Here is a 26,663-nt window from a genome sequence, read left to right on the forward strand (position 1 = left end):
TTATCAGCTTATTAAACTAATTTTTTGAAAGATATTTCTTTCTTTTTTATACTTTTTTTTCAACCCTTGATTCGCATAAGTACTTTTATACAAACACAAAAAGCATCATTTATAAGTAAACCAACATGGATATATTAGACGAGTTTGATATCAACATTATCAAAGAATTAGAGAAAGATGGAAGAATGGCGTATTCTGCTATTGCAGCCAATCTAAAAATATCAAATACAATGGTGCATCAGCGCATGAACAGATTAACAGAACAAGGAATACTTATCGGAATAAAACCGGTCATCAATGAAAAGAAAATTGGATATGATTGGGGATCATTCACAGGAATTACCTTGAATAAAGACCAAGATTCTGACCGGATTATTGAGGAACTGAAAAACATTCCAGAAATAACGGAATGCTATTATATCACCGGATCTTTTACCCTTTATATAAAAATAATTGCCAAAAATCATGAGCACATGCGTAAAGTTCTGTATGAAAAAATAGACACTATTCCGGGTATTGCCAAAACAGATTCCATAATCGAACTGGGGTGTGCATTTAAACGAAACGTAAGTCTCTAATTAAAATTCAATAATAATGACGTATTTCAAGAACCATTTACCCCTTGCAGTTTTAATTTTTTGTTTTAGTTGCTCCCTGTTTTCACAAAAGATATCAAACCAAGAACTAGAAAGACTAAAAAAAATGTCGCAACAAGTCACTATTATCAGAGACAATTGGGGAATTGCGCATGTGTATGGCAAAACGGATGCAGATGCCGTTTTTGGAATGCTGTACGCACAATGTGAAGACGATTTCAAACGGGTAGAAATGAATTACATTGAAAAACTGGGTCGTCTTTCCGAAATCAAAGGACAGTCCGTTTTGTACAATGATTTAGAAATTAAACTTTTAATCGATACCGAAGATGCTAAAAACGATTATAAAAAAGCAGCGCCTTGGTTGAAAAAATTATTAAACAGTTATGCGGACGGGATCAACTTTTATCTATACAATCACCCCGAAGTAAAACCCGCTTTATTAACTCATTTTGAGCCTTGGTTTCCATTGCTTTGGACTGACGGAAGTATTGGAGCCATAAGCACAGCTGATCTTTCTACTGGAGAATTGAAAGCTTTTTATTCGGGAAACACCGATAAAGTAGCCTATATAGAACGAGAAAAAGACGTACAAACGGGTTCTAACGGATTTGCAATTGCACCTTCAAAAACAGCGTCTGGGAATGCCATTTTATACATTAATCCGCATACCACTTTTTATTTCAGGCCAGAAATACAGATGAGCAGTCAAGAAGGGCTGAATGCGTATGGAGCCGTTACTTGGGGACAATTTTTTATTTACCAAGGATTTAACGAAAACTGTGGCTGGATGCATACCACCTCAAGTGTTGATGTTGCGGATATGTATGCCGAGAAAATCGTGACCAAAAACAACAAACTATTTTACGAATACGATACCAAATTAGTTCCGGTTGTCGAGAAAAAAATAACCATCAAGTATCTGGAAAATGGAAAATTGATTCCTAAAACATTCAATACTTATTATACCAATCACGGTCCAATCATGGCCAAAAGAGACGGGAAATGGATTAGCTTAAAATCCAATAACCGTTCGATGAAAAGTCTGGAACAAAGTTGGATACGAACAAAATCAAAAAGTTTTGAAGACTACAAAACTGCAATGGATTTGAAAGCCAATACCTCAAACAATACTGTTTATGCCGATAAAGAAGGAAACATTGCCTACTGGCATGGGAATTTTGTTCCCATTCGGGACAAAAACCTAAATTGGTCAAAAGTAATGGACGGTACGACACCGGCTACACAATGGAAAGGATTACATGAAGTTTCAGAAACAGTACATTCTTATAATCCTATAAACGGCTGGTTACAAAACTGTAATTCTACACCATATACCGTGGCAGGAGATTATAGTCCAAAAGAAGAAAATTACTTGCCTTATATGGCTCCAGACGGAGAAAGTTTCAGAGGATTAAATGCTGTACGATTATTGAACAAAGGCAATAAATATACACTAGACAAAGTGATTGCTGACGGTTACGACACGAAACTAACGGCCCTCGAAGTGTTAATTCCATCCTTAATTTCCAGTTTTGAGAAAAACATCAGTCCCGAAGATCCGCTTTATACAGAACTGTCAGAACCGATAACCTTATTGAAAAACTGGGATTATTACGCCCGGGAAAATTCTGTGGCTACCACCTTAGCTGTGGAATGGGCTTATAAATTAAACCCCATTATTCAAAAAGTATATATTGATCAGGGCCAAAAGGACCAAGTAGAAAATACCCGTGATTTTGCTAAAAATGCGTTTCCAGATCAACTGATTCCACAATTGCAAATGGTGATAAACGAATTGAAAATAAAATTTGGTACTTGGCAAATTCCTTGGGGCGAAATCAATCGTTTCCAGAGAACATCAGGCGACATAAATCTGGTTTATAGTGATGCTTTGGAAAGTTTACCTATTAGTTATGGACCAGCGCTTTGGGGAAGTTTACCTGCTTTTAAAAGCAATTATCAAAAAGATACCAAAAAACGCTACGGATTTAACGGAAATAGTTTTGTGTGTGCGGTGGAATTTGGACCAAAAATAAAAGCCAAATCGTTACTTGCGGGAGGAAATAGCGGTGATTCAAAATCGAAACATTTTTACGATCAAGCTGAAATGTACCGAAAAGGACAATTCAAAGACGTATTATTTTATAAAGAGGATGTCCAGAAAAATGCCGAAAAAACATATCATCCCGGCGAGTAATCGCTTGTCTGTACGCCATAAGAATTAAAAATTACATCATCAATTAAAAAATCAAAGTCTTAGTTTTAGGATAAATTGATTGAGACATTTGTAAAAATAAAAATATCTAATATGAAAAATATTTTCTTTGCCTTTTTAGGATTCTTTTTGTTTTCCAATGACACATTTGCACAATTAAAATCCGTCAAATACACGGATGGAAACCAACAATTAAATGGCTTGTCTATTGCACCTAAAAAAGGAAGCAAAACAAAACCCGGAATTCTAATCCTTCCCGCTTGGAAAGGAATCGATACACATTCAAAACAATCTGCTGAGAGACTTTCAAGCATGGGCTATTATGCATTTGTAGCAGATATTTATGGCCAAGGGAATTATCCCGTAACCACACAAGAAGCCGGAAAGCAAGCTGGTTTTTACAAAAAAAATGTAGCTGATTATCAAAGACGCATTCAACTTGCTTTAGACCAATTAGTAAAAGCAGGCGCAAATCCTGCCAATATCGTAGTAATAGGCTATTGTTTTGGCGGAACAGGAGCACTGGAAGCCGCAAGAGCGGGAATGAAAATTCAAGGTGCAGTTTCTTTTCACGGAGGTTTAGGACATGATGCCGCAAGGGTAAATAATCCAATCACGGCTGAAATCCTGGTTTTACATGGTGCTGACGACACCTATGTGCCAGCAACGGAAGTATCGTCCTTTCAACAAGAAATGAGAGATACAAAAGCAGAATGGGAAATGATTTATTATGCAAATTCCGTACATGCCTTTACTGAAATTGAAGCTGGTAATGATAATTCAAAAGGAGCAGCGTATAACGAAAAAGCTGCTATACGTTCTTGGGAGCGCATGAATTCTTTCTTAAAAGAAGTTTTAAAATAATTTAGAATTTTTTTTTCAAAAAAAGTATACGTTCCAATTTTTTGTTAATTTTATAAATTAAAATGTACCTGACCGCGCTAATATACCACAATCGTTAGCGCAGTTTTACAAACTGTGCCCACAACAGAGAGCAAACAATGCAAAAAACTATGAGCAATTCAGGGCTTTTTGCTGTTTTTAAAACAAAAAATGTCTGCTAAGAATAAAGCCCTAAAAACCGAAGACCGGATTAGAAAATGAATTAGAATTGGTTTTATTAGATTTATTTTAGTGGCTAATTGGAATTGATACGGTTTTCAAAACTGCGCCAACGATTCTCTGTAAATACTAATGATCTAGTGAACGCTTTTCCTCACTGGCGCTCGTTTATCCATGTTCTTTGGTGCTCGTTTGCAACGAGTACATACTTAAATTAAGACACAAATTATAATATTTATAATGCGGATCGTTAAAAATTTCTTTAAGATTTTTTACAGAATAGATTATATAACTGCGTTACAAAAACTTTATAGTTCACATTAGTGACTAGGCACTAAAGTTTAACGGCACATTGAAAAGGGTACGAAGCCGGAAAATCTCGCACGGCCGTACACGCTTTTTTATTATAATCCTACACTAAAATTTTACTTCATGAAAACGATTTCGTTAAATAGTAACAATCCTTTCATAATTTTGCGATATAATTTCTAATTTTTAAAATTTATCCTTATTTTTTTTTTAATTTGCAATCAAATCCAATATTTTCTATAATGACAAATATCACCCGCCTTTTTGATTTCCCTTATTATCAGCAAGAAAAATACAATTCCATTCCGGATGCTTTAACAACAAAGCAAAATGGAGTTTGGATCAAAACATCTACACAGGAATATATCGCTAAAGCCAATGCCGTTTCGAGAGCACTACTCCGAATGGGTGTTCAAAAAGACGATAAAATTGCTATCATCTCTTCTAATAACAGAACCGAATGGAATATTATGGATATTGGTGTGTTGCAAACCGGCGCACAAACCGTTCCCATTTATCCTACCATTTCAGAAGAAGATTACGAATATATTCTGAACCATTCCGGTTCTATGTACTGTTTCGTATCGGATGCCGAAGTGCTTCGAAAAGTAAACCTCATCAAACATAAAGTTCCTACACTCAAAGAAGTATATTCCTTCAACGAAATAGAAGGTTGCACCAACTGGAATGAATTACTGATTCTTGGCGTAGACAACGGAAACCAAAACGAAGTGGAACAACGCAAAAATAACGTAAAAACTGAAGATTTAGCCACAATAATCTATACTTCCGGAACAACGGGAAGACCAAAAGGAGTCATGCTTTCTCATAAAAATATTGTATCGAATGTTTTAGACAGTGCTTCGAGAATTCCGTTTGAAGCCGGAAAAAGCCGTGCTTTAAGCTTCCTTCCTATTTGCCATATTTTTGAAAGAATGATTTTGTATTTATACCAATATTACGGAGTTTCAGTATATTTTGGCGAATCAATTGATAAAATTAGTGACAATCTAAAAGAAGTAAGACCAACAGTAATTACTGCCGTTCCGAGACTTTTAGAGAAAGTATACGATAAAATATACGCTAAAGGAACTGAGTTAACCGGTGTCAAAAAGAAACTATTTTTTTGGGCGATTGACTTAGGTTTAATCTATGAGCCGTATGGCAAAAATGGTTTTTGGTATGAATTACAACTCAAAATTGCCCGCAAACTGATTTTTAGTAAATGGAAGGAAGGTTTGGGTGGAAACCTCGATTTAATGGTTTCCGGAAGCGCTGCTTTGCAACCAAGACTAGCCCGCATTTTTGCCGCTGCCGAAATCCCAGTTATGGAAGGCTACGGATTGACCGAGACCTCTCCGGTAATCTCTGTAAATGATATTAGAAATGGTGGTTTCAGAGTGGGAACGGTGGGTAAAGTAATTGATAATGTGGAAGTATTAATTGCTGAAGACGGCGAAATCCTTTGTAAAGGACCAAACGTAATGATGGGCTATTACAAAGATGAGAAATTGACCAATGAAGTAATAACTGACGGCTATTTTCACACTGGTGATATTGGAATTTTTGACGAAGACGGATTCTTAAAAATCACGGATCGTAAGAAAGAAATGTTCAAAACCTCAGGTGGTAAATATATTGCCCCACAATTAATCGAAAATACGATGAAACAATCGCGTTTCATTGAACAAATTATGGTTATTGGTGACGGTCAAAAAATGCCGGCTGCCTTTATTCAGCCGAGTTTTGATTTCATCAAAGAATGGGCCGTTATCCACGGAATCAACATAGGAAAAAGCAATGAAGAAATAATTGCCAACGAAAAAGTAATCGAAAGAATCCAATTGGAAATTGACAATCTGAACGAAAAATTTGGAAATTGGGAGAAGATAAAACGTTTTGAGCTAACGCCGGATTTATGGTCTGTGGAAGGTGGACAGCTTACGCCAACCCTGAAACTAAAACGAAAAATAGTAATGGAAAAATACATTGATTTATTCCATAAAATCTACAACTAGCCGTTATGAAACTAAAAGTCTTGATTTACTCCGTTGTCAGTGTGTTCTTTTTTTCTAATTGTCAGGAAAAACCAAAGGAAGATTCCATAAAAGCAAATTATTTAGATTTCTCCAAACGGGACGACCAACTCACAGGCGGCATCAAAATGATTCCGATTCATACGCCAAAAGGCACGTTTAAAGTCTGGACCAAACGAGTGGGCAATAATCCTAAAATAAAGGTGTTGTTGCTGCACGGCGGCCCAGGTTTGACCCATGAATTATACGAGGCCTTTGACGGGTATTTTCCCAACGAAAGCATTGAATACATTTATTACGATCAGTTAGGCTCGTATTACAGCGACCAACCCAACGACAACAGTTTGTGGACCAATGAACGTTTTGTGGAGGAAGTCGAGCAAGTGCGAATCGCATTAGGCTTGGACAGTTCTAATTTTTACCTGATGGGACAATCTTGGGGCGGAATCCTAGCAATGGAATACGCTTTGAAATACCAAAAAAACCTGAAAGGATTAATTATCTCAAATATGATGGCGAGTGCTCAGGAATATAACGCTTACGCAAAAGACGTTCTGGCACCGCAAATGGATTCTAAAATCCTAAAGCAATTACAGGATATCGAAAAAAATAATGATTTTGATAATCCAAAATACAGCGAATTACTGTTCAAACATTACTACACGGAACATATTTTGAGAATGCCACTCGAAAAATGGCCAGAATCCATCAACAGATGTTTCAAGCACATTAATCCTAATGTATATGTTTTTATGCAAGGCCACAGTGAATTTGGCATCACTGGAAATGCCTCCCTTAAAAATTGGGATGTCAAAGCCAGACTAAAAACCCTTACTGTTCCAACCTTGAGTATTGGTTCTAAATACGATACTATGGATCCCGAACACATGAAATGGATTGCTAACGAAGTCCAAAACGGACGTTTCTTGTTTTGTCCTAACGGAAGTCACCTTTCACAATACGATGACCCAAAAACCTATTTTCCGGGTGTGATTAAGTTCTTGAAAGATGTGGATAAAGGGGAGTTTAAGAAGGGTTAAATAAAAGATACTATAAAAAACCACGAATTGATTTTCGTGGTTTTTTGGTTTTTAGTCGAGAACAATAAACTCAAAAATCAAATTTAACGATAGTAAACTACTTATTACGTAAATCCATAATCCCAACAATTAAATTAAAATCCCCAATCATTCTCCTCAGCAGGATTTGCGTAAGGGATGGAAGTGGCATCCCACGCTTTTTAGCGTGGATACAACGTACAGCCCGACCCGGAGTTTTTACGCAGGGATACGACCAAAAAATTAATTACTCTTAAAAAAAGAGTATAATCTCCTCTATTTCAGTGGAGATTTTTTATATTTAATGCTTTTTAACAAAAAAATGTTTTAATATATTATGCGTGCATAGTATTTTTTATTATATTTGAAAACGATATAGTTACTTATGAAAGATAAAACGATAGATTATATTTTACGTGCCACCTGGCAAGCAGTGGCCAGAATGTATAATGAAGAAGCTTCGAAATACGATGCGAGCATGGCTACTGGGTTCGCATTATTGAGTATTGATAAGGAAGGTGGGACGCCATCGACCTCATTAGGACCAAAAATGGGAATGGAAGCTACCAGCTTAACCAGAACCCTTAAATCTATGGAGGAAAAAGGCTTGATTATTCGCAAGAAAAATCCAGTGGATGGCCGTGGAGTATTGATTTACCTCACGGATTTTGGTAAAGAAAAAAGAGAATTGTCAAAAAATACGGTGTTGAAATTCAATGAAACGGTGAAACAAACTATTTCGGAAGAGAAACTGCAGCACTTTATTGAAGTTGCAGAAGCCATCAATGAATTAATTCAAGAGAAAAATATATTTACGCACACGAGCGCCAGCGAACTGGCGGAACAAACTGAAAAAACAGCGAATGACACCGCCAAAATTGAAATCCTTCAATAAAAATAGCGCTGTCATTTTCTAATGAAAATCAAATATTATTTATATGAAACGCACAATTAAAAAAGTTGCAGTGATTGGATCCGGAATTATGGGTTCAGGAATTGCTTGTCATTTTGCTAACATTGGAGTTGAAGTTCTGTTATTAGATATTGTTCCAAGAGAACTTACCGAAGCGGAAGCTAAAAAAGGACTGACTTTAGAAAGCAAAATCGTTAGAAACCGATTGGTAAATGAGCATTTGGCCAATTCCCTGAAATCGAAACCCTCTCCTATTTACAATCCAAAATTTGCCAGCAGAATTACTACTGGAAATACCACAGATGACATGGCGAAAATCGCTACTGTGGATTGGATTATTGAAGTTGTTGTAGAACGGTTAGACATCAAGAAAATGGTTTTTGAACAAATTGAAAAATTCAGAAAACCGGGAACTCTAGTAACTTCAAACACATCTGGAATTCCAATTCACTTTATGAGTGAAGGACGAAGCGACGATTTCCAAAAGCATTTCTGCGGGACACACTTTTTTAACCCTGCGCGTTATTTGAAATTATTCGAAATCATTCCTGGCCCGCACACAGCATCGGAAGTTTTGGATTTTCTTACGGATTATGGATCCAAATTCTTGGGTAAAACTTCGGTCGTGGCCAAAGATACTCCAGCGTTTATTGGAAACCGAATCGGGATTTATGGGATTCAAAGTTTGTTTCATTTAGTTAAAGAAATGGGATTGACGATTGAAGAAGTGGATAAATTGACCGGTCCAGTTATTGGAAGACCAAAATCAGCTACTTTCAGAACTGTTGACGTAGTTGGATTGGATACTTTGGTGCACGTTGCCAACGGAATCTACGAAAATTGTCCGAATGACGAGCAACACGATTTGTTTAAATTGCCGGATTTTGTCAACAAAATGATGGAGAACAAATGGTTGGGAAGCAAAACTGGTCAAGGTTTTTATAAAAAAGTAGACAAGGATATTTTATCATTGGATTTAGATACTTTAGAATATCGTCCGGCTAAAAGAGCGTCTTTCGCCACTTTAGAACTGACAAAAACGATTGATAAACCTATTGACCGTTTTAAAGTTTTGGTAAAAGGAAAAGATAAAGCAGGCGAATTTTACCGTAAAAGTTTTGCGGGAATGTTTGCTTACGTTTCCAACAGAATTCCTGAAATTTCAGATGAATTATACAAGATTGACGATGCCATGAAAGCCGGTTTTGGATGGGAAAATGGTCCTTTCGAAATTTGGGACGCCATTGGTGTTGCCAAAGGAATCGAAATGATGAAAGCGGAAGGCCTTGAACCAGCTGCTTGGGTAACTGATATGCTTGTTAATGGAACTAAAAGTTTCTATTCAATAAAAGAAGGTGCTACTTATTTTTATGATATTCCAACAAAATCTGCAACTAAGGTTCCTGGTCAGGATGCCTTTATTATCCTGAACAACATACGCGAAAGCAAAAAAGTGTGGAGCAATAGCGGCGCTATTATTCAAGATTTAGGAGATGGAATTTTGAACTTAGAATTCCAGTCTAAAATGAATACGATTGGTGGCGATGTTTTACAGGCGATCAACAAAGCGATTGACTTATCTGAAAAAGAATATCAAGGATTGGTTATTGGAAATCAGGCAGCGAATTTCTCTGTGGGTGCTAACATAGGAATGATTTTCATGATGGCCGTCGAGCAAGAATACGACGAGCTGAATATGGCCATCAAAATGTTCCAAGACACAATGATGCGCGTGCGCTACTCCGGAATTCCAGTTGTGGTTGCGCCACACGGAATGACTTTTGGCGGTGGTTGCGAAATGAGCTTACACGCTGATAAAGTTGTTGCTGCAGCCGAAACGTATATGGGATTAGTAGAATTTGGCGTTGGAGTTATTCCTGGCGGTGGCGGATCTAAAGAGATGGCATTACGTGCTGCAGATTTATTCCATAAAAATGATGTGGAGTTGAACGTATTGCAAGAATATTTCTTGACGATCGCTATGGCAAAAGTATCTACTTCAGGTTACGAAGCTTTTGATACCGGACTTTTACAACACGGAAAAGATATCATCGTTGTGAATAAAGACCGTCAGATTGCTGAAGCAAAGAAACACGCTTTATTAATGGCAGAAGCAGGTTACACACAACCAATTCGCAGAAGCGACGTAAAAGTTCTTGGAAAACAAGCTTTGGGAATGTTCTTAGTAGGAACAGACCAAATGGAAGCCGGAAAATACATCTCGGAACACGACAAGAAAATCGCTAACAAACTAGCTTATGTTATGGCTGGTGGAGATTTATCAGAACCAACTTTAGTAACCGAACAATATTTATTGGATCTGGAACGTGAAGCATTCTTATCTCTTTGTACAGAAAGAAAAACATTAGAAAGAATCCAGTTTATGTTAACCAAAGGAAAACCGTTACGCAATTAGAAAATAGAACAAGGAGAATAGAATATAGATTAAAAACAAAATTTAAAGTCTATTATTTATTCTCTATATTCTCAACTCTTAAAAAAAAAAAATGAAAACAGCCTATATAGTAAAAGCATACAGAACAGCCGTGGGGAAAGCCCCAAAAGGCGTGTTTAGATTTAAACGTCCTGATGAATTGGCAGCAGAAACCATTCAGTTTATGATGAATGAGTTGCCTGATTTTGACAAAAAACGTATCGATGACGTGATGGTAGGAAATGCCATGCCAGAAGCAGAACAAGGACTAAACGTGGGACGATTAATTTCCTTAATGGGATTGAAAATTGAAGATGTACCAGGTGTAACCGTAAACCGTTATTGCGCGTCAGGATTAGAAACAATTGGTATGGCTACAGCCAAAATTCAATCGGGAATGGCAGATTGTATTATTGCCGGTGGTGCCGAGAGCATGAGTTTTATTCCAATGGGAGGGTACAAACCAACTCCGGATTATGCTGTTGCAAAAGCGGGGAACGAAGATTACTATTGGGGAATGGGGCTAACTGCAGAAGCTGTTGCCAAACAATTCAATGTGTCTCGTGCAGACCAAGATGAGTTTGCTTACAACTCACACCTGAAAGCTCTTAAAGCACAAGCCGAAGGCAAATTTGACAAACAAATTGTTCCTATTACGGTAGAACAAACATTTATCAATGAAAATGGTAAAAAAGAAACCAAATCCTATATCGTAAATAAAGATGAAGGCCCGAGAGCTGGAACTTCAGTAGAAGCTTTGGCTGGTTTACGTCCTGTTTTTGAAGAAGGCGGAAGTGTAACTGCCGGGAATTCTTCTCAAATGAGTGACGGAGCCGCTTTTGTTCTAATCATGAGCGAAGAAATGGTTAAGGAATTGAACCTTACTCCTATTGCTCGTTTGGTGAACTTCGCTTCGGCAGGAGTAGAACCAAGATTAATGGGAATTGGCCCGGTAAAAGCGATTCCAAAAGCATTGAAACAAGCAGGATTAACATTAAATGATGTTGATTTAATTGAATTAAACGAAGCTTTTGCATCACAATCGTTAGCCGTAATTCGTGAATTAGGATTGAATCCTGATATCGTAAACGTCAACGGTGGAGCAATTGCAATGGGACATCCACTGGGCTGTACCGGAGCAAAACTGTCTGTTCAACTCTTCGACGAAATGAAAAAAAGAGGCAACAAATACGGAATTGTGAGTATGTGTGTGGGAACTGGACAAGGAACTGCTGGGGTTTACGAACTTTTGTAGTCAAAGATTTCCATCCGTTTGTCATTCCGACAAAGAAGGAATCTTTACTATTAATGCAGAATTAGCTACTGAGATTCCTCCTTGTTTGGAATGACAATATTGACAATTCAATTTATAAATAAAATTCATCATTTAAAATAACAAGAAATGGCAGATACAATTGAAAAAAACGTAACCCGTGGCGGTCAGTTTTTAGTTAAACAAACAAAGTGCGAAGATATCTTTACACCAGAAGATTTTTCAGAAGAGCAATTAATGATGCGTGACTCTGTAAAAGAATTTGTAGATAAAGAATTGTGGGCACACAAAGATCGTTTTGAGAAAAAGGATTATGCGTATACACAAGAAACCATGAAAAAAGCTGGGGACTTGGGACTTTTAGGAGTTGCTGTACCTGAAGCTTATGGTGGATTAGGAATGGGATTTGTATCAACAATGTTGGTTTGTGATTATATTTCGGGAGCAACAGGTTCATTCTCAACTGCTTTTGGAGCACATACCGGAATTGGGACTATGCCAATAACTTTGTACGGAACAGAAGAACAAAAACAAAAATACGTTCCAAAATTAGCTTCTGGCGAATGGTTTGGAGCCTATTGTTTGACAGAGCCAGGCGCAGGATCTGATGCTAATTCTGGAAAAACAAAAGCTGTTTTATCAGAAGATGGTACACATTACAAAATCACAGGACAAAAAATGTGGATTTCAAACGCTGGATTTTGTTCATTGTTTATCGTTTTTGCCCGTATTGGTGATGATAAAAATATCACTGGTTTTATCCTAGAAAACACCGCTGATAACGGAATATCAATGGGCGAAGAAGAGCATAAATTAGGAATACGTGCTTCCTCTACGCGTCAGGTTTTCTTTAATGAAACAAAAGTTCCTGTAGAAAACATGTTGTCCGAAAGAGGAAACGGTTTCAAAATTGCCATGAACGCTTTGAATGTAGGTCGCATCAAATTAGCAGCTGCTTGTTTGGATGCACAGCGCAGAGTTATTTCAGGTTCAGTGAAATATGCTAATGAAAGAATCCAGTTCAATACTGCAATTTCTCAGTTTGGTGCTATCCGTGCAAAACTAGCAGAAATGGCTACAAGTTGTTACGCTGGAGAAAGCGCTTCCTACCGCGCTGCAAAAGATATTGAAGACAGAATTATAGCTCGTGAAGCCGAAGGAGTTTCACATCAGGAAGCAGAATTGAAAGGCGTTGAAGAATATGCTATTGAATGTTCAATCCTTAAAGTAGCCGTTTCTGAAGATGTACAAAATTGTGCTGATGAAGGAATTCAAATTTTTGGCGGAATGGGATTCTCTGAGGACACTCCGATGGAAAGTGCTTGGAGAGATGCCAGAATTGCCCGTATTTACGAAGGAACTAACGAAATCAACAGAATGCTTTCAGTAGGGATGCTGATTAAAAAAGCGATGAAAGGTCACGTTGATTTACTTGGACCTGCATCAAAAGTACAAGAAGAATTAATGGGAATTCCTTCTTTTGAAACCCCTGATTATTCTGAATTGTTTGCAGAAGAAAAAGAAATGATTGGCAAATTGAAAAAAGCATTCTTAATGGTTGCTGGTGGAGCGGTTCAAAAACATGGTCCAGATTTAGATGCACACCAACAATTATTGATGGCCGCCTCAGATATTTTAATCGAAATCTATATGGCTGAAAGCACAATCCTTAGAACGGAGAAGTTAGCCAAAAAAGAAGGAGAAACTAAAGTACAAGAGCAAATTGCAATGGCCAAATTATACTTGTATAAAGCCGTAGATATTGTTACTCAAAAAGGAAAAGAAAGTGTTATTTCCTTTGCTGAAGGCGATGAACAACGTATGATGTTGATGGGACTACGTCGTTTTACTAAATATACAAATATGCCAAATGTTGTAGGATTAAGAGAAACAATAACGGTTAAATTAGTAGCTGAAAATGAATATTGTTTTTAATTACAAAAAAAAATACTGCTTTAATTGATACAAAAACCACTCGCAACTGCGGGTGGTTTTTTGCTTTTATAGCAATAAGATATAAATAGAAATACAAACTACTTCATTTTATTACCTATATTTATCCTCTATCACTATTTAATTTCTTTTTAATGAATAAAAAAACAAGCTTATTTCTACTCGCATTTTCTTTTATTTCCACCATTTATGGACAGGAAAAGCCGAAATGGGATGTCGCAAAACCTGGAAAAGAATTCAATTACAAGGCCCATAAATTTACCACATCCGAAGGAACTTGGATGAACCTCGATGTGAGTCCAGACGGGAAAACTATCGTTTTTGATCTCTTGGGAGATATTTACCAAATGCCTATAACAGGCGGAACAGCAAAAATACTTCGTTCCGGTATTCCTTTTGAAGTACAACCCAGATTCAGCCCTGACGGAAAACACATTTCGTTCACTAGCGATGCTGGTGGTGGCGATAATATTTGGTTCATGAAAGCCGATGGAAGTGAAGTGAAACAAATCACTAAGGAAAATTTTCAACTACTGAACAATGCGACTTGGATGCCTAACGGCAATTATCTGGTAGCAAGAAAACACTTTACATCAAGCCGTTCTCTTGGCGCTGGTGAAATGTGGCAATACCACATTAGCGGTGGTAGTGGCGTACAATTGACCAAACGAAAAAACGACCAGCAAGATGTTAACGAACCTGTAATTTCTCCTGATGGCAAATACATGTATTACAGTGAAGACGTTTCTCCCGGTGGTTATTTCAAATACAATAAAGATCCTAACAGTGAAATCTATGCTATCAATCGCTATGATTTTGAAACGGGAGAAACAGAAAAAATTACGGGTGGTCCGGGAGGCGCCGCTCGACCACAAATTTCAAGAGATGGTAAACTGTTAGCGTATGTAAAACGAGTGCGTACCGCAACGGTTTTGTATGTTCATAATTTAGAAACAGGTGAAGAAGGTCCCGTTTATGATAAACTTAACAAAGATCAACAAGCCGCTTGGGCTTTGTTTGGTGTGTATCCTAATTTCAATTGGATGCCAAACAATGAAGACATTATAATTTGGACCGGAGGTAAAATTCAAAAAATAAATACAAAAACAAATCAGGTAACACAGATTCCTTTCACAGCCGATGTCGCTATTGACATTGCAGATCGGGTACATTCTGATACTCCAATAACTGACAATGACTTTACAGTAAAAATGATCCGTGATGCTGTAACCGCTCCCGATGGAAAAACAGTAGTCTTTAGAGCTTTAGGATATTTATGGACTAAAAGCTTGCCTAATGGAAGTCCAAAACGATTGACTACAGATACTGATTTTGAAGCAGAACCTACTTTTACCGCTAATGGTAAAGAGATAATCTATGTTAGTTGGAACGACACAAATTTAGGCGCTATCAGAAAAATTAATTTAGAAAGTAAAAAATCTGTTAAATTAACCTCTGAAAAAGGAATTTACAGAACACCAAGTCTCTCTCCTGACCAAAAAACAATTGTCTACGTCAAGGAAGGCGGAAATATGGATCAAGGTTTTGCTTTTTCAAAAAAACCAGGGATTTACACCATGAATGTTACAGGTGGCAAATCAAAATTTATTACCTCAAAAGGAGAATATCCTGTGTTTACTAAAGAAGGAAATCGTATTTTCTTCCAAACTGGGGGAGTCTTTTTTGGGGATTTAACCAAAGAACTCAAAAGTGTTGACCTTAACGGAAAAGAAGAACGCACCCATATTAAATCCAAATATGCTAACCGATTGGTGCCAAGTCCAGACAATCAGTGGATCGCTTTCACCCATTTACACAAAGCTTATGTGGCTCCATTAAACATCAACGGCCAAGAAGTAGATTTGGACGAAAAAACTACGAATGTACCTGTGTCAGAATTGTCAAAAGAGGCTGGAATTAATTTACATTGGTCACCCAATAGCAAAAACGTGATGTGGATGTTAGGCAATACTTATTTTTCGAATGCCGTAAAAAACAGATTTACTTTTTTACCGGATTCACCTGAAAAAGTTGAAAAACCATCTGATATAGGTATTAAAATAGATTTAAAATCAAAAGTTGATAAACCAAAAGGCAGAATTGCCCTGACGAATGCTCGTATCATCACTATGGACGGCGACAAAGTGATTGAAAACGGTAGTATAATAATCAATGAAAATCGTATTGAGGCCATTGGTAATGCAAGTGACATTCGTATTCCTGAAACGGCTATGGTTTATGACCTGACTGGTAAAACTATTATGCCCGGAATGGTAGATGCTCATGCCCATGTAGGTGCTTTTCGTTATGGATTAACCACCCAACAAAATTGGCCTTTCTATGCAAATTTAGCCTTTGGAGTAACGACATCGCATGATCCGTCTTCTAACACGGAATCTATTTTTACCCTTTCGGAAATGGTAAAAAGTGGTGCCATTGTAGGACCCCGAATATATTCAACCGGATTTATTTTGTACGGTGCTGAAGGAGACTTTAAAGCAATTGTCAATACTATTGATGACGCTCGTTTTGCAGTAAAACGGACCAAAGTTTTTGGAGCACTTTCTGTAAAAAGCTATAATCAACCAAGACGTGACCAACGTCAACAGGTATTGCAAGCGGCCAGAGAAGAAGAAATTAATGTGGTACCAGAAGGCGGCTCGACCTTCTTTACTAACATGACCATGGTGATTGACGGTCATACCGGAGTGGAGCATAATATACCGGTGGCACCCGTTTATAAAGATGTACTCGAACTTTGGGGTACAAGTAAAGTAGGATATACTCCTACCCTAATCGTAAATTATGGCGGATTGAATGCCGAATATTATTGGTATCAAAAAACAAATGTTTGGGAAAACAAAAAACTACTCCAATTCACCCCAAGGGCCGTAATTGATTCCCGCTCGAGATACCGCATGATGGCTCCTGATGAAGATTATGAAAACGATCATATTCTTACGTCTAAAACCGTAAAAACGCTTGCTGACAATGGCGTAAAAGTCAATATGGGAGCACACGGACAGTTGCAAGGAATGGGAGCACACTGGGAATTATGGAGTATACAGCAAGGTGGAATGAGCAATTTAGAAAGTTTGAAAACAGCCACCATTAATGCAGCCAATTATATCGGAGCCGGAAAAGACATTGGTTCATTAGAAACCGGAAAATTGGCTGACATTTTAGTTTTGGATAAAAACCCATTAGAAAATATCCAAAACTCCAATACGTTATTGTATACCATCGCAAATGGCCGAATGTACGAATCCGAAACAATGAATGAAATAGGTAACGAACCTAAAAAAAGAGAAAATTTTTATTGGGAAAACAACGCATACAATGCTAATTTCCCATGGCATGAGGAGTCCAATAGCTTTATGCATCAACAATGTTGTAGTTCTGGCTTTAGCCACAACTAAGAATTAATTTTAAACTAAAAAAACCATTCGCAAAACGAATGGTTTTTTTGTTTAAATTCAACTTGTTAAAAAAGCAACTAATTACTTCATTTTTAAATACTTGTTAATTTCAGGATATGCCAATTCAAAATGAAATTTATATAATTTCCGTAAAAAAATAGATATTCAAAATATCATTGTAGGTAAAACAAATCAAATTTTAAGTCTTTATTAACCCAAGTCGGTCTATTAATGATTATTTTTATACAAATATTTAATCCCTATTTAAGACTAACAAATAAATTATGGAAAATAATAATACACGAAGAAATTTTTTAAAAAAAACGGCCCTATTGTCTACAGGTACAATTATTGGATCTGGTTTATTCAATGCTGCATTTGCTGCCCAACCAGTACTGCAAATTGACGATCTACCCTACGAAGCAGCTGTCACAGATACTCCTGGAACCTACAGTCTTCCTAAATTAGGTTATAGCTATAATGAATTAGAGCCTCATATTGATAAAGCTACAATGGAAATTCACTACAGCAAACACCACCAAGCTTATGTGACAAATTTGAATAAAGCCATTGATACTTTGGATAAAAACTTAATTGATTATTCAAAATCTTTAGAAAATATCTTTGAAAAAATGTCTAAATTCCCAGAAGCCATTCGGAATAACGGAGGCGGACATTACAATCACAGCTTGTTTTGGAGTTTAATGAAACCTAATGGTGGTGGTATTCCAAAAGGCAAATTGGCAGCAGCCATAACCACAACTTTTGGTTCTTTTGATGAATTCAAGAAACAATTTAGTGATGCATCTATGAAAAGATTTGGTTCCGGTTGGGCCTGGTTAGTGGTGCAAGACGGAAAATTAGTAATAGGTTCTACGGCAAACCAAGACAATCCTTTGATGCGATTACGAGGGAAGGGACTTAAAGGAAAACCCGTTTTAGCTTTAGATGTCTGGGAACATGCGTATTATCTTAAAAATCAAAACCGAAGAGCTGATTATATAAACTCTTTTTGGAATGTAGTTGATTGGGATGCCGCCGAAAACTTATTTAATTCTTAAAAAACAATAAAAACCCTGAATTAAAAAGTAGGATTCCGGGTTTTTTATTTAAAAAAAAGGGGCCTCTGAGACTTCATTTTTTAATAATTATTCGTTAGAAATCCGTACTGTTCAAAATTAAAAAAACCAATACTAATTAAAAGTAATATCTGTGTTAAACTAAAAAACAGAAGTTAAAATTACGAAAAAAAGTATAGCTTTGTACCTTCAAATTAAAGCAATGATTAACCCTTCAGCATCAGGTTGGATAGATAAATTTTTTATTGAACAAAAGTTTTCAAAAGAAACGGTTTCAAAAACTACCGATATATTTTATCAAAAAGTTAGAGAAACAGGTTTTATATATGGCCATATCATTGCATTTGAAACTGTAGCACCTATTGAAACTAAGGGTTGGTTCAAAGAAGAGATTTCAAAAGTCGCACTTTTAAATACTTTGCATGCAGTTTTTTGTTTAACAAATGAAAATATCAGCCCTGATAATTTCATTAAACAAGCCGTTACTTTTTACAATCAAATGAATCCTCAAGGCTTTAACCTATTTAAAAAAATACTGCCAAAGAATTCTCCTGCTTTAACTTTAGAAAAAATAATTGATGAGCGTGTTCAAACAAATGATAGCATCATCAGTAAAAATTTTTCTCACCTAGTAACTAATGCCTTACTGTTTATTGATGTCTTGGCCTTTCGCCAATACTTAATTCATGGTGAAATTCCGGAAAAGTATTTAAAAAAGATCGAGGAAACTATTGTAAATGTGGTCACACTTGCTTTAAAAATTAAAACAAAAAAATCTCAATACGATGATTTATTAATCAAGCTTTTTGAAGCTTCTATTCGCTACAGTAAATTCTCTAAGGTATCAGTACAAAGCTTAGAGACACTTGAACTAGATTATTTTTCAAATGACTTAGAAAAATACTATTTGATAGATCTTGCAGGAATGGCTTTATGGAGTGATGGAGAAATTGAAGATAATGAAGCTTATTTTTTGCATTCACTGGCTAAAACGGTTTCGATCCCGGATGGTTTTTCGGATGAAAGTATCCGCAATACGAATGCCTTTATTACGAAACATAAAAAGGAAATTCCTTATTTTAATTATTCAAATCCAGTAAAACATTTTTATGCCCAAACGACTCAAAGTGTGGTCACACTGATTAGTCGTAATAAGAACAGATTGTCTAAGGAAATCGCACAAAGTAAGGAGTTAATGGTACTATTAGCCTACTCTACTCGCAGGGATTTAGACGAGAAAGAGAAGAAAAAAGTCAAGAAACAATTACTGGAAATTTGCAAAACCATTCCGTCGTTGACTATATTCCTTCTTCCTGGCGGTAGCTTATTGCTGCCTATTTTAATTAAATTTATACCTCAACTACTACCCTCCGCTTTTAACGAAAATCTTGATGACGAATAATAAAAGCCGCTAAAAGCGGCTTTTATTTATTACAAATTTTGGGGATTAAAATTTCAACTGATAGACTTCATCCAAATCTTTTTCGGAACTGATATTCACCTCTAAATCCGTTACAAAACCGGAATTAAGACCATAAGCCCATCCGTGTAAGGTTAAGTCCTGACCATTTCGCCATGCTGCCTGAACAATTGAAGTTTTAGCCAAATCATAAACTTGTTCTTTAACATTCAATTCTACAAAAGTGTTAAATCGCTCTGTTTCATCTAAAATAGAATCTAAGTAGGCACTGTGCAAACGATAGACATCTTTTATGTGACGAATCCAGTTGTCAATGATGCCAATAGAATCATTACCCATAGCTGCTTTGACACCGCCGCAACCATAATGTCCGCATACCAGTACATGTTTTACTTTCAATACATTTACTGCGTAATCCAGTACACTTAACATATTCATATCTGAATGAACCACCATATTAGCAATATTTCTATGAACAAAAACTTCGCCTGGTTTAGCTCCTATAATTTCATTTGCAGGAACCCTGCTGTCAGAACAGCCTATCCATAATAAGGGTGGTGTTTGCCCTTTGGCCAGGTCTTCAAAATAATTAGGATCAGAAGCCAAAGATGTTTCTACCCATTTTTCATTATTTTCCAGTATTTTTTTATAAAAATCACTCATAATCGTTGTGTACTTATTTTGTTTATATCCTTACTTAGTGACAAATTAATGCTTTGTAAAGGACTCATTTTTAAATTTATTAGTGCGAAATTAATTTTTATTTTTAGTGAATTCTTAGTCAGGCACCTCTCGTTTAACCATTACCCTTTTTGCTGCATCATAATAATGCTCAATAGTTACATGGTTTTTGGTTTCTTGAGTATTTTCTAAATCATAGGCTTTTTTAAATCCTTTGAGTTTGACTTTTATATTATGATCTATAGCTCTTGTTGTTTTGAATTCATATATCAAATCTAAAATGTCATGCGCTATATACACGGTGTCTTTGGCATCAATTATCACTTTAGAATTTTCAGGAATCTCGTTTAAAGTATATTTGATGGCTGCTTTGTTCAAAAAAGAAACTTCTTGCGCCAAATCAATGTGGATAACATCACCATCTTCATATTCTTCTTTTCTAAAACTGTAAGCTCTTTTCAGGTTTCCTTTTAAAACAAAAATAATACTGATGACAATTCCTAATGCCACCCCTTTTAATAAATCCGTAAAAACAACTGCTAATAGAGTCGCAATAAAAGGAACAAATTGATATTTCCCTTTTTCCAAAAAATGTTTGAAAGTGGCTGGTTTAGCTAACTTGTAACCAACCAAAATTAAAATTGCGGCTAATGTAGCCAATGGAATTTTATTCAGGATAACAGGAATTACAAGTACACTCACTAATAATAGTACCCCATGAATTATAGTAGACATCTTTGATTTAGCACCTGAATTAGAATTTGCTGAGGTACGCACAATTACCGAGGTCAAGGGAAGACCTCCTAGAAGTGAGCTTATCACATTTCCAACACCTTGTGCTTTCAATTCCATATTAGTGTGCGTATAACGTCTTTGAATATCCATTCGGTCTGCTGCTTCAATACTCAATAACGTTTCTATCGAAGCGACTATTGCAATAGTAAAGGCTACTATCCAAACTTTTGGATTCGAAATCCCAGAAAAATTGGGAGTAACTATAATCGTCTTAAATTCCTCCAGACTGGTAGGAACCGGTAAAGAAACTAAATGCTCGTTAGTAATAGCCCACGGACTTCCTGTTCTGATGAAAATCTCATTCAAAACAACACCTAAAACTACAGCAACCAATGCACCAGGAACTAATTTTAAATCCTTCAAAAAAGGGACTTTATTCCAGGAAATCAATACCGCTACAGAGATTAAAGTGATAATTATAGATCCAACCTGAATATAATCAAAAATATTTAATAAGGTTGAAAATGTATTACCTCCGTCCTTTTGCATAAAAGCTAAATCGCCTTCAAAATCGCTATCGTATCCAAAGGCATGAGGCAATTGTTTTAAAATAATTATAATTCCAATACCGGCCAGCATTCCTTCGATGACATTTGTTGGAAAATAATTAGATATACTTCCTGCTTTAAGAAATCCTAGAACTAATTGTATTAGACCTGCTATAAAAACAGCCGTCAAAAAAACATCAAATGCACCTAAATCCGTTATTGCGGTAAGAACAATTGCGGTAAGACCTGCTGCAGGGCCTGAAACACTGATGTGTGATGTACTTAAATACCCAACGACAATTCCTCCAACAATTCCTGAAATAATTCCTGAAAATAATGGAGCACCCGAAGCCATTGCAATACCCAAACACAAGGGCAAAGCTACTAAAAAAACCACTAATCCTGATGCAAAATCAGATTTAAGGGTAGCAAAAAGATTAATTTTTCTTGTCATAATACCAAACTAAAGATTGAATACAAAGAGCTGTTTTCACGTTGAAAGTATGTGAAAATTGATTTAAGAAACACTAAAACCAACACTGTCTTAAACTTGGTTGGGTGGTAGTATAAATATAGAAGAGGTAATATTATCATGCTTTGATAAATTTTCAGAAAGAATAGCACTAGAAGATAATTTTGTTGCAATAATTATTTCCAAAGAAGATTCAGAACTAAATAATACTTTAATTTCTTTGTGAACGTGTTCCTCTTCAGAAAAACTATAGAAAACAGAGATATCTGAACTTTTCTCAATCACCGCAACAATAGTTGGGGTGACAAGGAAAGCTAAAAATAGAATTAAAAATATTTTAGATATCATTTTCATTGTCGCAAAAATAGAATTTAGTTTATAATAAAAGTAACAGTTTTTATTTATTTTAAAAAAAATAAAATTCAAAAAAAAACCAGATAAAAATGCATCATTTTTATCTGGTTTTTTTTTGAATTTTAAGTGTTACAAACTTTCTTCAAGCCAGGCCTGCATCATCCAGATTGTCTTTTCTTGTTCTGAAATGAAATCACTCATCATCGCATTTGTACCTTCATCATTGATTTGTGCCGATTTGTCAAGAATTACTCTTTCAATCTTTAATAAATGAGATAGTGATGTAACAATTAAATGTACTGCTTTTTCATCATTTGAAATATTTTTACCAACTACTAATTGATTGTTTTTTATATAGTCTTCAAACGTATGGAGCGGCGTTCCACCAACAGTGAGAACTCTTTCAGCAATTAAATCAATTTTTATTTGAGAATCCGTGTATAATTGCTCAAATTTTACATGCAAATCAAAAAAACGCTTTCCTCTAATATTCCAATGAATTCCTCTTAAATTTTGATAATATACTTGAAAATTAGCTAACAAAACATTTAGTTCAGTTGCTATTAATTCTGACTCTTTTACCGGTAAACCTAAAATATTTGTTTTCATTTTAATGTTGTTTTATATTTATTTCCGTTATATGACAAATTTAGTGTAAGATTAACGAAAAACACTATAATAAAAAGTTATTGTTTTATTAAATTTGTATCAGATATAATTATAACCATGACAATTACTCAATTAAAATACGTACTTGCAGTAGCTGAACACAAGAATTTCACTCTTGCTGCAGAAAAATGTTTTGTTACTCAACCTACACTGAGTATGCAAATTCAAAAAATAGAAGAAGAATTAAGTATTCAAATATTTGACCGTACCAAAAAACCAATCCAGCTAACTGATATCGGGCATAAAATTGTAAACCAGGCAAAAAATATAGTCAATGAAGCTGATAGAATACAAGATATTGTTGAACAACAAAAAGGTTTTATAGGCGGTGAATTTAGATTAGGCATCATTCCAACAATCATGCCTACTTTATTGCCAATGTTTCTAAATAATTTTATAAAAAAATATCCAAAAGTAAAACTTATTATTGAAGAGTTAAATACCGAAGAAATTATTATTAAACTCAATAATGGACACCTGGACGCTGCAATTGCCGCAACTCCTTTGATGGAAGAAAAAATTAAAGAAATAGTCTTGTATTTCGAACCTTTTGTTGCGTACATCCCTGAAAACCACCATAATTTTCAAAAAGAAGAAATAGAAGTTTCAGATTTAAACTTGGATGAAATTTTATTATTACAAGACGGACATTGTTTTAGAGAAGGAATTTTAAACTTATGCAAGAGTACTGGTAAAAATGAAATCAACCATTTTCAAATACAAAGTGGCAGTTTTGAAACCTTGATAAAACTAGCTGATGAAGGTCTGGGAACAACGCTGCTTCCTTATTTGCATACCTTAGATTTAAAAGAAAAAGACAAGCTAAAACTTCGTCATTTTAAAGAACCTAAGCCTGCAAGAGAAGTCAGTTTGATTTTTCCTAAAAGCGAATTAAAAATTCAAATAATAGATGCACTTCGAAATACCATAACAGGAGTTGTAAAAGGAGCAATTGTTTTTCAAAATGTTCAGATAATAAGTCCCATCGCAAAAAAATAAAAAAAGGAACCGTTTATGGTTCCTTTTTTACTATGAATTTACTATTAGTAAACAGTGCTTTAGTTCCGGTTTACCAATAGTGAAATTTAATAACCACTCCCGTAATTGATCCATTTCATAGGGCAATAATGTCTTAATAGCTTTTTCTAATTCTTTGCTAAAAAGCATAACATCAAAGCTTACTCTTTCTAAAACTGATTTAGTATAATCATACATGATTTTCGACATAATTAATGAAGATTTTAGGTTAGATTTTAATTGAAAGTGATGTAAAAATACATTTTTTACAACTAGAACATAGTTATTTAACGTAGTTTTTAGTTTTTTTATTTTTCGTACTACTTTTGATCAAAAATATAATATATTATTGATAATAAGCCACTTAACAAACATTTATTTTTTAGTAGCTCTGAACATTTCTCTTTTTCCTGGTGGTCCGGCTAATTTTTCAACCGTAAAACCTACTTCTAACATGCTCCTTTTTACAACTCCTCTGGCTGCATAAGTCACTAAAACTCCATTCCTTTTCAGTGCTGTATGCATTCTTTTAAAAATATCCGTACTCCATAATTCAGGCTGCACTCTATAACCAAAAGCATCAAAGTAAATCAAATCAAATGTGTTGTTGTCGTCAATTTCTTCAAAAAACTGCTTTCTTTTAGTCAACAAAAAATCATTACTAAGCGCTATTTTCTCTCCCCAGACACTTTGATGCATTGCTATAAAAATGTCACTTTCTTGAGCAGCATTCAACTCTGTAACATAATTCATACATAAAACTTCGTCAGGAGATATAGGATATGCCTCTACGCCAACATAATCGATAGACTGATTCATTTTTTTTGCTTCTAATAAGGTAATAAAAGCATTCAATCCGGTACCAAAACCAATTTCTAAAATAGAAACCGCTTTATTTTGAAATAAGGAAAGTCCGTTTTTAATAAAGACATGTTGCGCTTCCTGAATGGCTCCATGTTTAGAATGATAACACTCATCCCATTCCTCTATTCGTATGGTTGTGGAACCATCAAGTGTTTGTATTATTTCTCTTTTCAAAATTATTATTTGAGGTTATTTGAAGTTTTATAATTATATGAGCAGTCCAAATTTAATCAAAACTAAAATGATTGTCCTAAATAAAGTACATTTATTATGCAAATCCCATAAAATTGATGCTGATTTTTTCTGTTTTTTCAAAAATAAATAAATCGTACGTAAAGGCTATAATTAATGGTGTTTTGTCAAGTATTTTAGTGATTTTTATTTAATTTTGCAATTATTAAAGTTCTTTTTGCATAATCAAGATTTTAATACCCAATTGTAGTAACATATAAAAATAAACAATACATTATCATGAGTACAACTCAAACTAGCAAAATTGAAATAATTAAAGCACCCACTTCAAAAATAAATGAAGTTGATTTTAAAAGTTTAAGCTTTGGATCTGTTTTTTCAGATCATTTATTTGAATGTGATTTTAAAAATGGGGAATGGCAACAACCAGTCATTAAGCCTTACGCACCTTTTTTGTTAGATCCATCGTCAAGAGTTTTTCATTATGGTCAAGCTATTTTTGAAGGTATGAAAGCGTACAAAGATGAGAACAATGACGTTTGGCTTTTTAGACCCGATCAAAACTACAGCCGTTTCAACACCTCTGCTGTTAGGATGGCTATGCCGGAAGTTCCAGAAGATATATTCCTGAATGGTTTAAATCAATTGCTGCAATTAGACGAAGCATGGATAAAAAAAGGAAAAGGAAATGCCTTATATATCAGACCCTTTATGATTGCAACAGGTACCGGAGTAATTGCAAACCCATCAAATGAATATAAGTTCATGATTATTTTATCGCCTGTTTCCTCTTATTATTCAGGTGATGTAAAAGTAATAATTGCGGAGCATTACAGCAGGGCGGCTAATGGTGGAATTGGAGCTGCAAAAGCAGCCGGAAATTATGCAGCCCAATTTTATCCAACTAATTTAGCAAATAAAGAAGGCTTTCAACAAATAATCTGGACTGATGATGCCACACACACAAAATTAGAAGAAGCCGGTACGATGAATGTGTTTTTTAGAATAAATGACACATTATTAACGGCTCCTGTAAGTGAAAGAATACTTGATGGTGTTACTCGAAAAACACTGATTGATTTAGCAAAGAGTGAAGGTATAAATGTAGAAATTCGTTCAGTTTTAGTATCTGAACTTGTTGAGGCATTTAAAAACGAAACTTTAAAAGAAATTTTTGGTGCAGGAACAGCTGCTGTGGTAAGTCCCATTTCAGGATTCTCCTATCAGGATGTGTATCATGAATTACCAAAAATTGAAAACACAATGGCTTTGCAACTGAAAACTAAATTAGAAAATATCCAAAATAAATTAGATGCGGATCCTTTTGGCTGGACTGTTAAAGTATAATTCAAAGATTTAAA

Annotated in this window: 20 protein-coding genes; 14 read left to right on the forward strand and 6 right to left on the reverse strand. The window is 35.4% G+C overall.

Going from position 1 to position 26,663, the window contains the following annotated elements:
* Nucleotides 1-125: 125 nt before the first annotated feature.
* The 12 genes from EKL97_RS04815 (at nt 126) to EKL97_RS04870 (ending at nt 19,752) form a co-directional block, all read left to right on the forward strand.
* Nucleotides 126-578 (forward strand): Lrp/AsnC family transcriptional regulator, encoded by a 453-nt coding sequence (locus EKL97_RS04815; RefSeq protein ID WP_126454003.1) that lies wholly within the window; start codon nt 126-128, stop codon nt 576-578.
* Between the two features lie 124 nt (nt 579-702).
* Nucleotides 703-2,796, forward strand: a complete 2,094-nt coding sequence (locus EKL97_RS04820; RefSeq protein WP_233588551.1) for a penicillin acylase family protein — start codon at nt 703-705, stop codon at nt 2,794-2,796.
* A gap of 111 nt (nt 2,797-2,907) precedes the next feature.
* Nucleotides 2,908-3,678 (forward strand): dienelactone hydrolase family protein, encoded by a 771-nt coding sequence (locus EKL97_RS04825; RefSeq protein ID WP_126561736.1) that lies wholly within the window; start codon nt 2,908-2,910, stop codon nt 3,676-3,678.
* Between the two features lie 749 nt (nt 3,679-4,427).
* Entirely contained in the window at nt 4,428-6,203 is a 1,776-nt protein-coding gene (locus EKL97_RS04830; protein WP_126460681.1) for an AMP-dependent synthetase/ligase, read from the forward strand.
* A gap of 5 nt (nt 6,204-6,208) precedes the next feature.
* Nucleotides 6,209-7,261, forward strand: coding sequence for a proline iminopeptidase-family hydrolase (locus EKL97_RS04835; RefSeq protein ID WP_126515481.1), 1,053 nt, complete (start codon nt 6,209-6,211; stop codon nt 7,259-7,261).
* A gap of 403 nt (nt 7,262-7,664) precedes the next feature.
* Nucleotides 7,665-8,174: a MarR family winged helix-turn-helix transcriptional regulator gene (locus tag EKL97_RS04840; RefSeq protein WP_231507419.1), complete on the forward strand. Its 510-nt coding sequence runs from the start codon at nt 7,665-7,667 to the stop codon at nt 8,172-8,174.
* A 43-nt stretch (nt 8,175-8,217) separates the two neighbouring features.
* Nucleotides 8,218-10,608, forward strand: coding sequence for a 3-hydroxyacyl-CoA dehydrogenase/enoyl-CoA hydratase family protein (locus EKL97_RS04845; protein WP_126568312.1), 2,391 nt, complete (start codon nt 8,218-8,220; stop codon nt 10,606-10,608).
* Between the two features lie 91 nt (nt 10,609-10,699).
* Complete coding sequence (locus EKL97_RS04850; RefSeq protein ID WP_126460675.1) at nt 10,700-11,881, forward strand: thiolase family protein; 1,182 nt, start codon at nt 10,700-10,702, stop codon at nt 11,879-11,881.
* Between the two features lie 147 nt (nt 11,882-12,028).
* A complete protein-coding gene (locus tag EKL97_RS04855; RefSeq protein ID WP_126568314.1) occupies nt 12,029-13,834 on the forward strand; it encodes an acyl-CoA dehydrogenase family protein in 1,806 nt (601 codons plus the stop codon).
* A gap of 152 nt (nt 13,835-13,986) precedes the next feature.
* Nucleotides 13,987-17,271, forward strand: coding sequence for an amidohydrolase family protein (locus EKL97_RS04860; protein WP_126568315.1), 3,285 nt, complete (start codon nt 13,987-13,989; stop codon nt 17,269-17,271).
* Between the two features lie 401 nt (nt 17,272-17,672).
* A complete protein-coding gene (locus EKL97_RS04865; protein WP_233588554.1) occupies nt 17,673-18,332 on the forward strand; it encodes a superoxide dismutase in 660 nt (219 codons plus the stop codon).
* 220 nt (nt 18,333-18,552) lie between these two features.
* The gene (locus tag EKL97_RS04870) at nt 18,553-19,752 is read left to right on the forward strand and encodes an LETM1-related biofilm-associated protein (protein ID WP_126460662.1); all 1,200 of its coding nucleotides are present in this window, start codon (nt 18,553-18,555) and stop codon (nt 19,750-19,752) included.
* 45 nt (nt 19,753-19,797) lie between these two features.
* On the opposite strand, the gene can is transcribed toward EKL97_RS04870, so the two are convergent.
* From can to EKL97_RS04890, 4 genes are all read right to left on the reverse strand, one after another.
* Nucleotides 19,798-20,433: a carbonate dehydratase gene (gene can, locus EKL97_RS04875; protein WP_126561731.1), complete on the reverse strand. Its 636-nt coding sequence runs from the start codon at nt 20,431-20,433 to the stop codon at nt 19,798-19,800.
* A 114-nt stretch (nt 20,434-20,547) separates the two neighbouring features.
* Complete coding sequence (locus EKL97_RS04880) at nt 20,548-22,188, reverse strand: SulP family inorganic anion transporter (RefSeq protein ID WP_126568319.1); 1,641 nt, start codon at nt 22,186-22,188, stop codon at nt 20,548-20,550.
* Between the two features lie 90 nt (nt 22,189-22,278).
* Nucleotides 22,279-22,554: a hypothetical protein gene (locus EKL97_RS04885; RefSeq protein ID WP_231507420.1), complete on the reverse strand. Its 276-nt coding sequence runs from the start codon at nt 22,552-22,554 to the stop codon at nt 22,279-22,281.
* 135 nt (nt 22,555-22,689) lie between these two features.
* Nucleotides 22,690-23,169, reverse strand: a complete 480-nt coding sequence (locus EKL97_RS04890) for a Dps family protein (protein ID WP_126460653.1) — start codon at nt 23,167-23,169, stop codon at nt 22,690-22,692.
* Nucleotides 23,170-23,286: 117 nt separating this feature from the next.
* Between EKL97_RS04890 and EKL97_RS04895 the strand changes: the two genes are divergently transcribed.
* The gene (locus EKL97_RS04895) at nt 23,287-24,228 is read left to right on the forward strand and encodes a LysR substrate-binding domain-containing protein (RefSeq protein WP_126568320.1); all 942 of its coding nucleotides are present in this window, start codon (nt 23,287-23,289) and stop codon (nt 24,226-24,228) included.
* A 30-nt stretch (nt 24,229-24,258) separates the two neighbouring features.
* On the opposite strand, the gene EKL97_RS04900 is transcribed toward EKL97_RS04895, so the two are convergent.
* Nucleotides 24,259-24,456 carry a hypothetical protein gene (locus tag EKL97_RS04900; protein ID WP_126455626.1) on the reverse strand — a complete coding sequence of 66 codons (198 nt, stop codon included), beginning with the start codon at nt 24,454-24,456 and terminating at the stop codon, nt 24,259-24,261.
* Between the two features lie 165 nt (nt 24,457-24,621).
* Nucleotides 24,622-25,284 carry a tRNA (5-methylaminomethyl-2-thiouridine)(34)-methyltransferase MnmD gene (gene mnmD, locus EKL97_RS04905; protein ID WP_126568322.1) on the reverse strand — a complete coding sequence of 221 codons (663 nt, stop codon included), beginning with the start codon at nt 25,282-25,284 and terminating at the stop codon, nt 24,622-24,624.
* A gap of 297 nt (nt 25,285-25,581) precedes the next feature.
* On the opposite strand from mnmD, the gene EKL97_RS04910 reads away from it, so the two are divergent.
* Nucleotides 25,582-26,649, forward strand: a complete 1,068-nt coding sequence (locus tag EKL97_RS04910) for a branched-chain amino acid aminotransferase (protein ID WP_126460644.1) — start codon at nt 25,582-25,584, stop codon at nt 26,647-26,649.
* The last annotated feature ends 14 nt before the right edge of the window (nt 26,650-26,663 follow it).

The organism is Flavobacterium sp. LS1P28 (assembly GCF_003970335.1).
Lineage (GTDB): Bacteria > Bacteroidota > Bacteroidia > Flavobacteriales > Flavobacteriaceae > Flavobacterium.

Bases quoted from the DNA above. Each gene is read 5' to 3' on its own strand.
- EKL97_RS04815 (WP_126454003.1), top strand. From the start codon at position 126: ATGGATATATTAGACGAGTTTGATATCAACATTATCAAAGAATTAGAG.
- EKL97_RS04820 (WP_233588551.1), top strand. From the start codon at position 703: ATGTCGCAACAAGTCACTATTATCAGAGACAATTGGGGAATTGCGCAT.
- EKL97_RS04825 (WP_126561736.1), top strand. From the start codon at position 2,908: ATGAAAAATATTTTCTTTGCCTTTTTAGGATTCTTTTTGTTTTCCAAT.
- EKL97_RS04830 (WP_126460681.1), top strand. From the start codon at position 4,428: ATGACAAATATCACCCGCCTTTTTGATTTCCCTTATTATCAGCAAGAA.
- EKL97_RS04835 (WP_126515481.1), top strand. From the start codon at position 6,209: ATGAAACTAAAAGTCTTGATTTACTCCGTTGTCAGTGTGTTCTTTTTT.
- EKL97_RS04840 (WP_231507419.1), top strand. From the start codon at position 7,665: ATGAAAGATAAAACGATAGATTATATTTTACGTGCCACCTGGCAAGCA.
- EKL97_RS04845 (WP_126568312.1), top strand. From the start codon at position 8,218: ATGAAACGCACAATTAAAAAAGTTGCAGTGATTGGATCCGGAATTATG.
- EKL97_RS04850 (WP_126460675.1), top strand. From the start codon at position 10,700: ATGAAAACAGCCTATATAGTAAAAGCATACAGAACAGCCGTGGGGAAA.
- EKL97_RS04855 (WP_126568314.1), top strand. From the start codon at position 12,029: ATGGCAGATACAATTGAAAAAAACGTAACCCGTGGCGGTCAGTTTTTA.
- EKL97_RS04860 (WP_126568315.1), top strand. From the start codon at position 13,987: ATGAATAAAAAAACAAGCTTATTTCTACTCGCATTTTCTTTTATTTCC.
- EKL97_RS04870 (WP_126460662.1), top strand. From the start codon at position 18,553: ATGATTAACCCTTCAGCATCAGGTTGGATAGATAAATTTTTTATTGAA.
- can (WP_126561731.1), bottom strand. From the start codon at position 20,433: ATGAGTGATTTTTATAAAAAAATACTGGAAAATAATGAAAAATGGGTA.
- EKL97_RS04880 (WP_126568319.1), bottom strand. From the start codon at position 22,188: ATGACAAGAAAAATTAATCTTTTTGCTACCCTTAAATCTGATTTTGCA.
- EKL97_RS04885 (WP_231507420.1), bottom strand. From the start codon at position 22,554: ATGATATCTAAAATATTTTTAATTCTATTTTTAGCTTTCCTTGTCACC.
- EKL97_RS04890 (WP_126460653.1), bottom strand. From the start codon at position 23,169: ATGAAAACAAATATTTTAGGTTTACCGGTAAAAGAGTCAGAATTAATA.
- EKL97_RS04895 (WP_126568320.1), top strand. From the start codon at position 23,287: ATGACAATTACTCAATTAAAATACGTACTTGCAGTAGCTGAACACAAG.
- EKL97_RS04900 (WP_126455626.1), bottom strand. From the start codon at position 24,456: ATGTCGAAAATCATGTATGATTATACTAAATCAGTTTTAGAAAGAGTA.
- EKL97_RS04910 (WP_126460644.1), top strand. From the start codon at position 25,582: ATGAGTACAACTCAAACTAGCAAAATTGAAATAATTAAAGCACCCACT.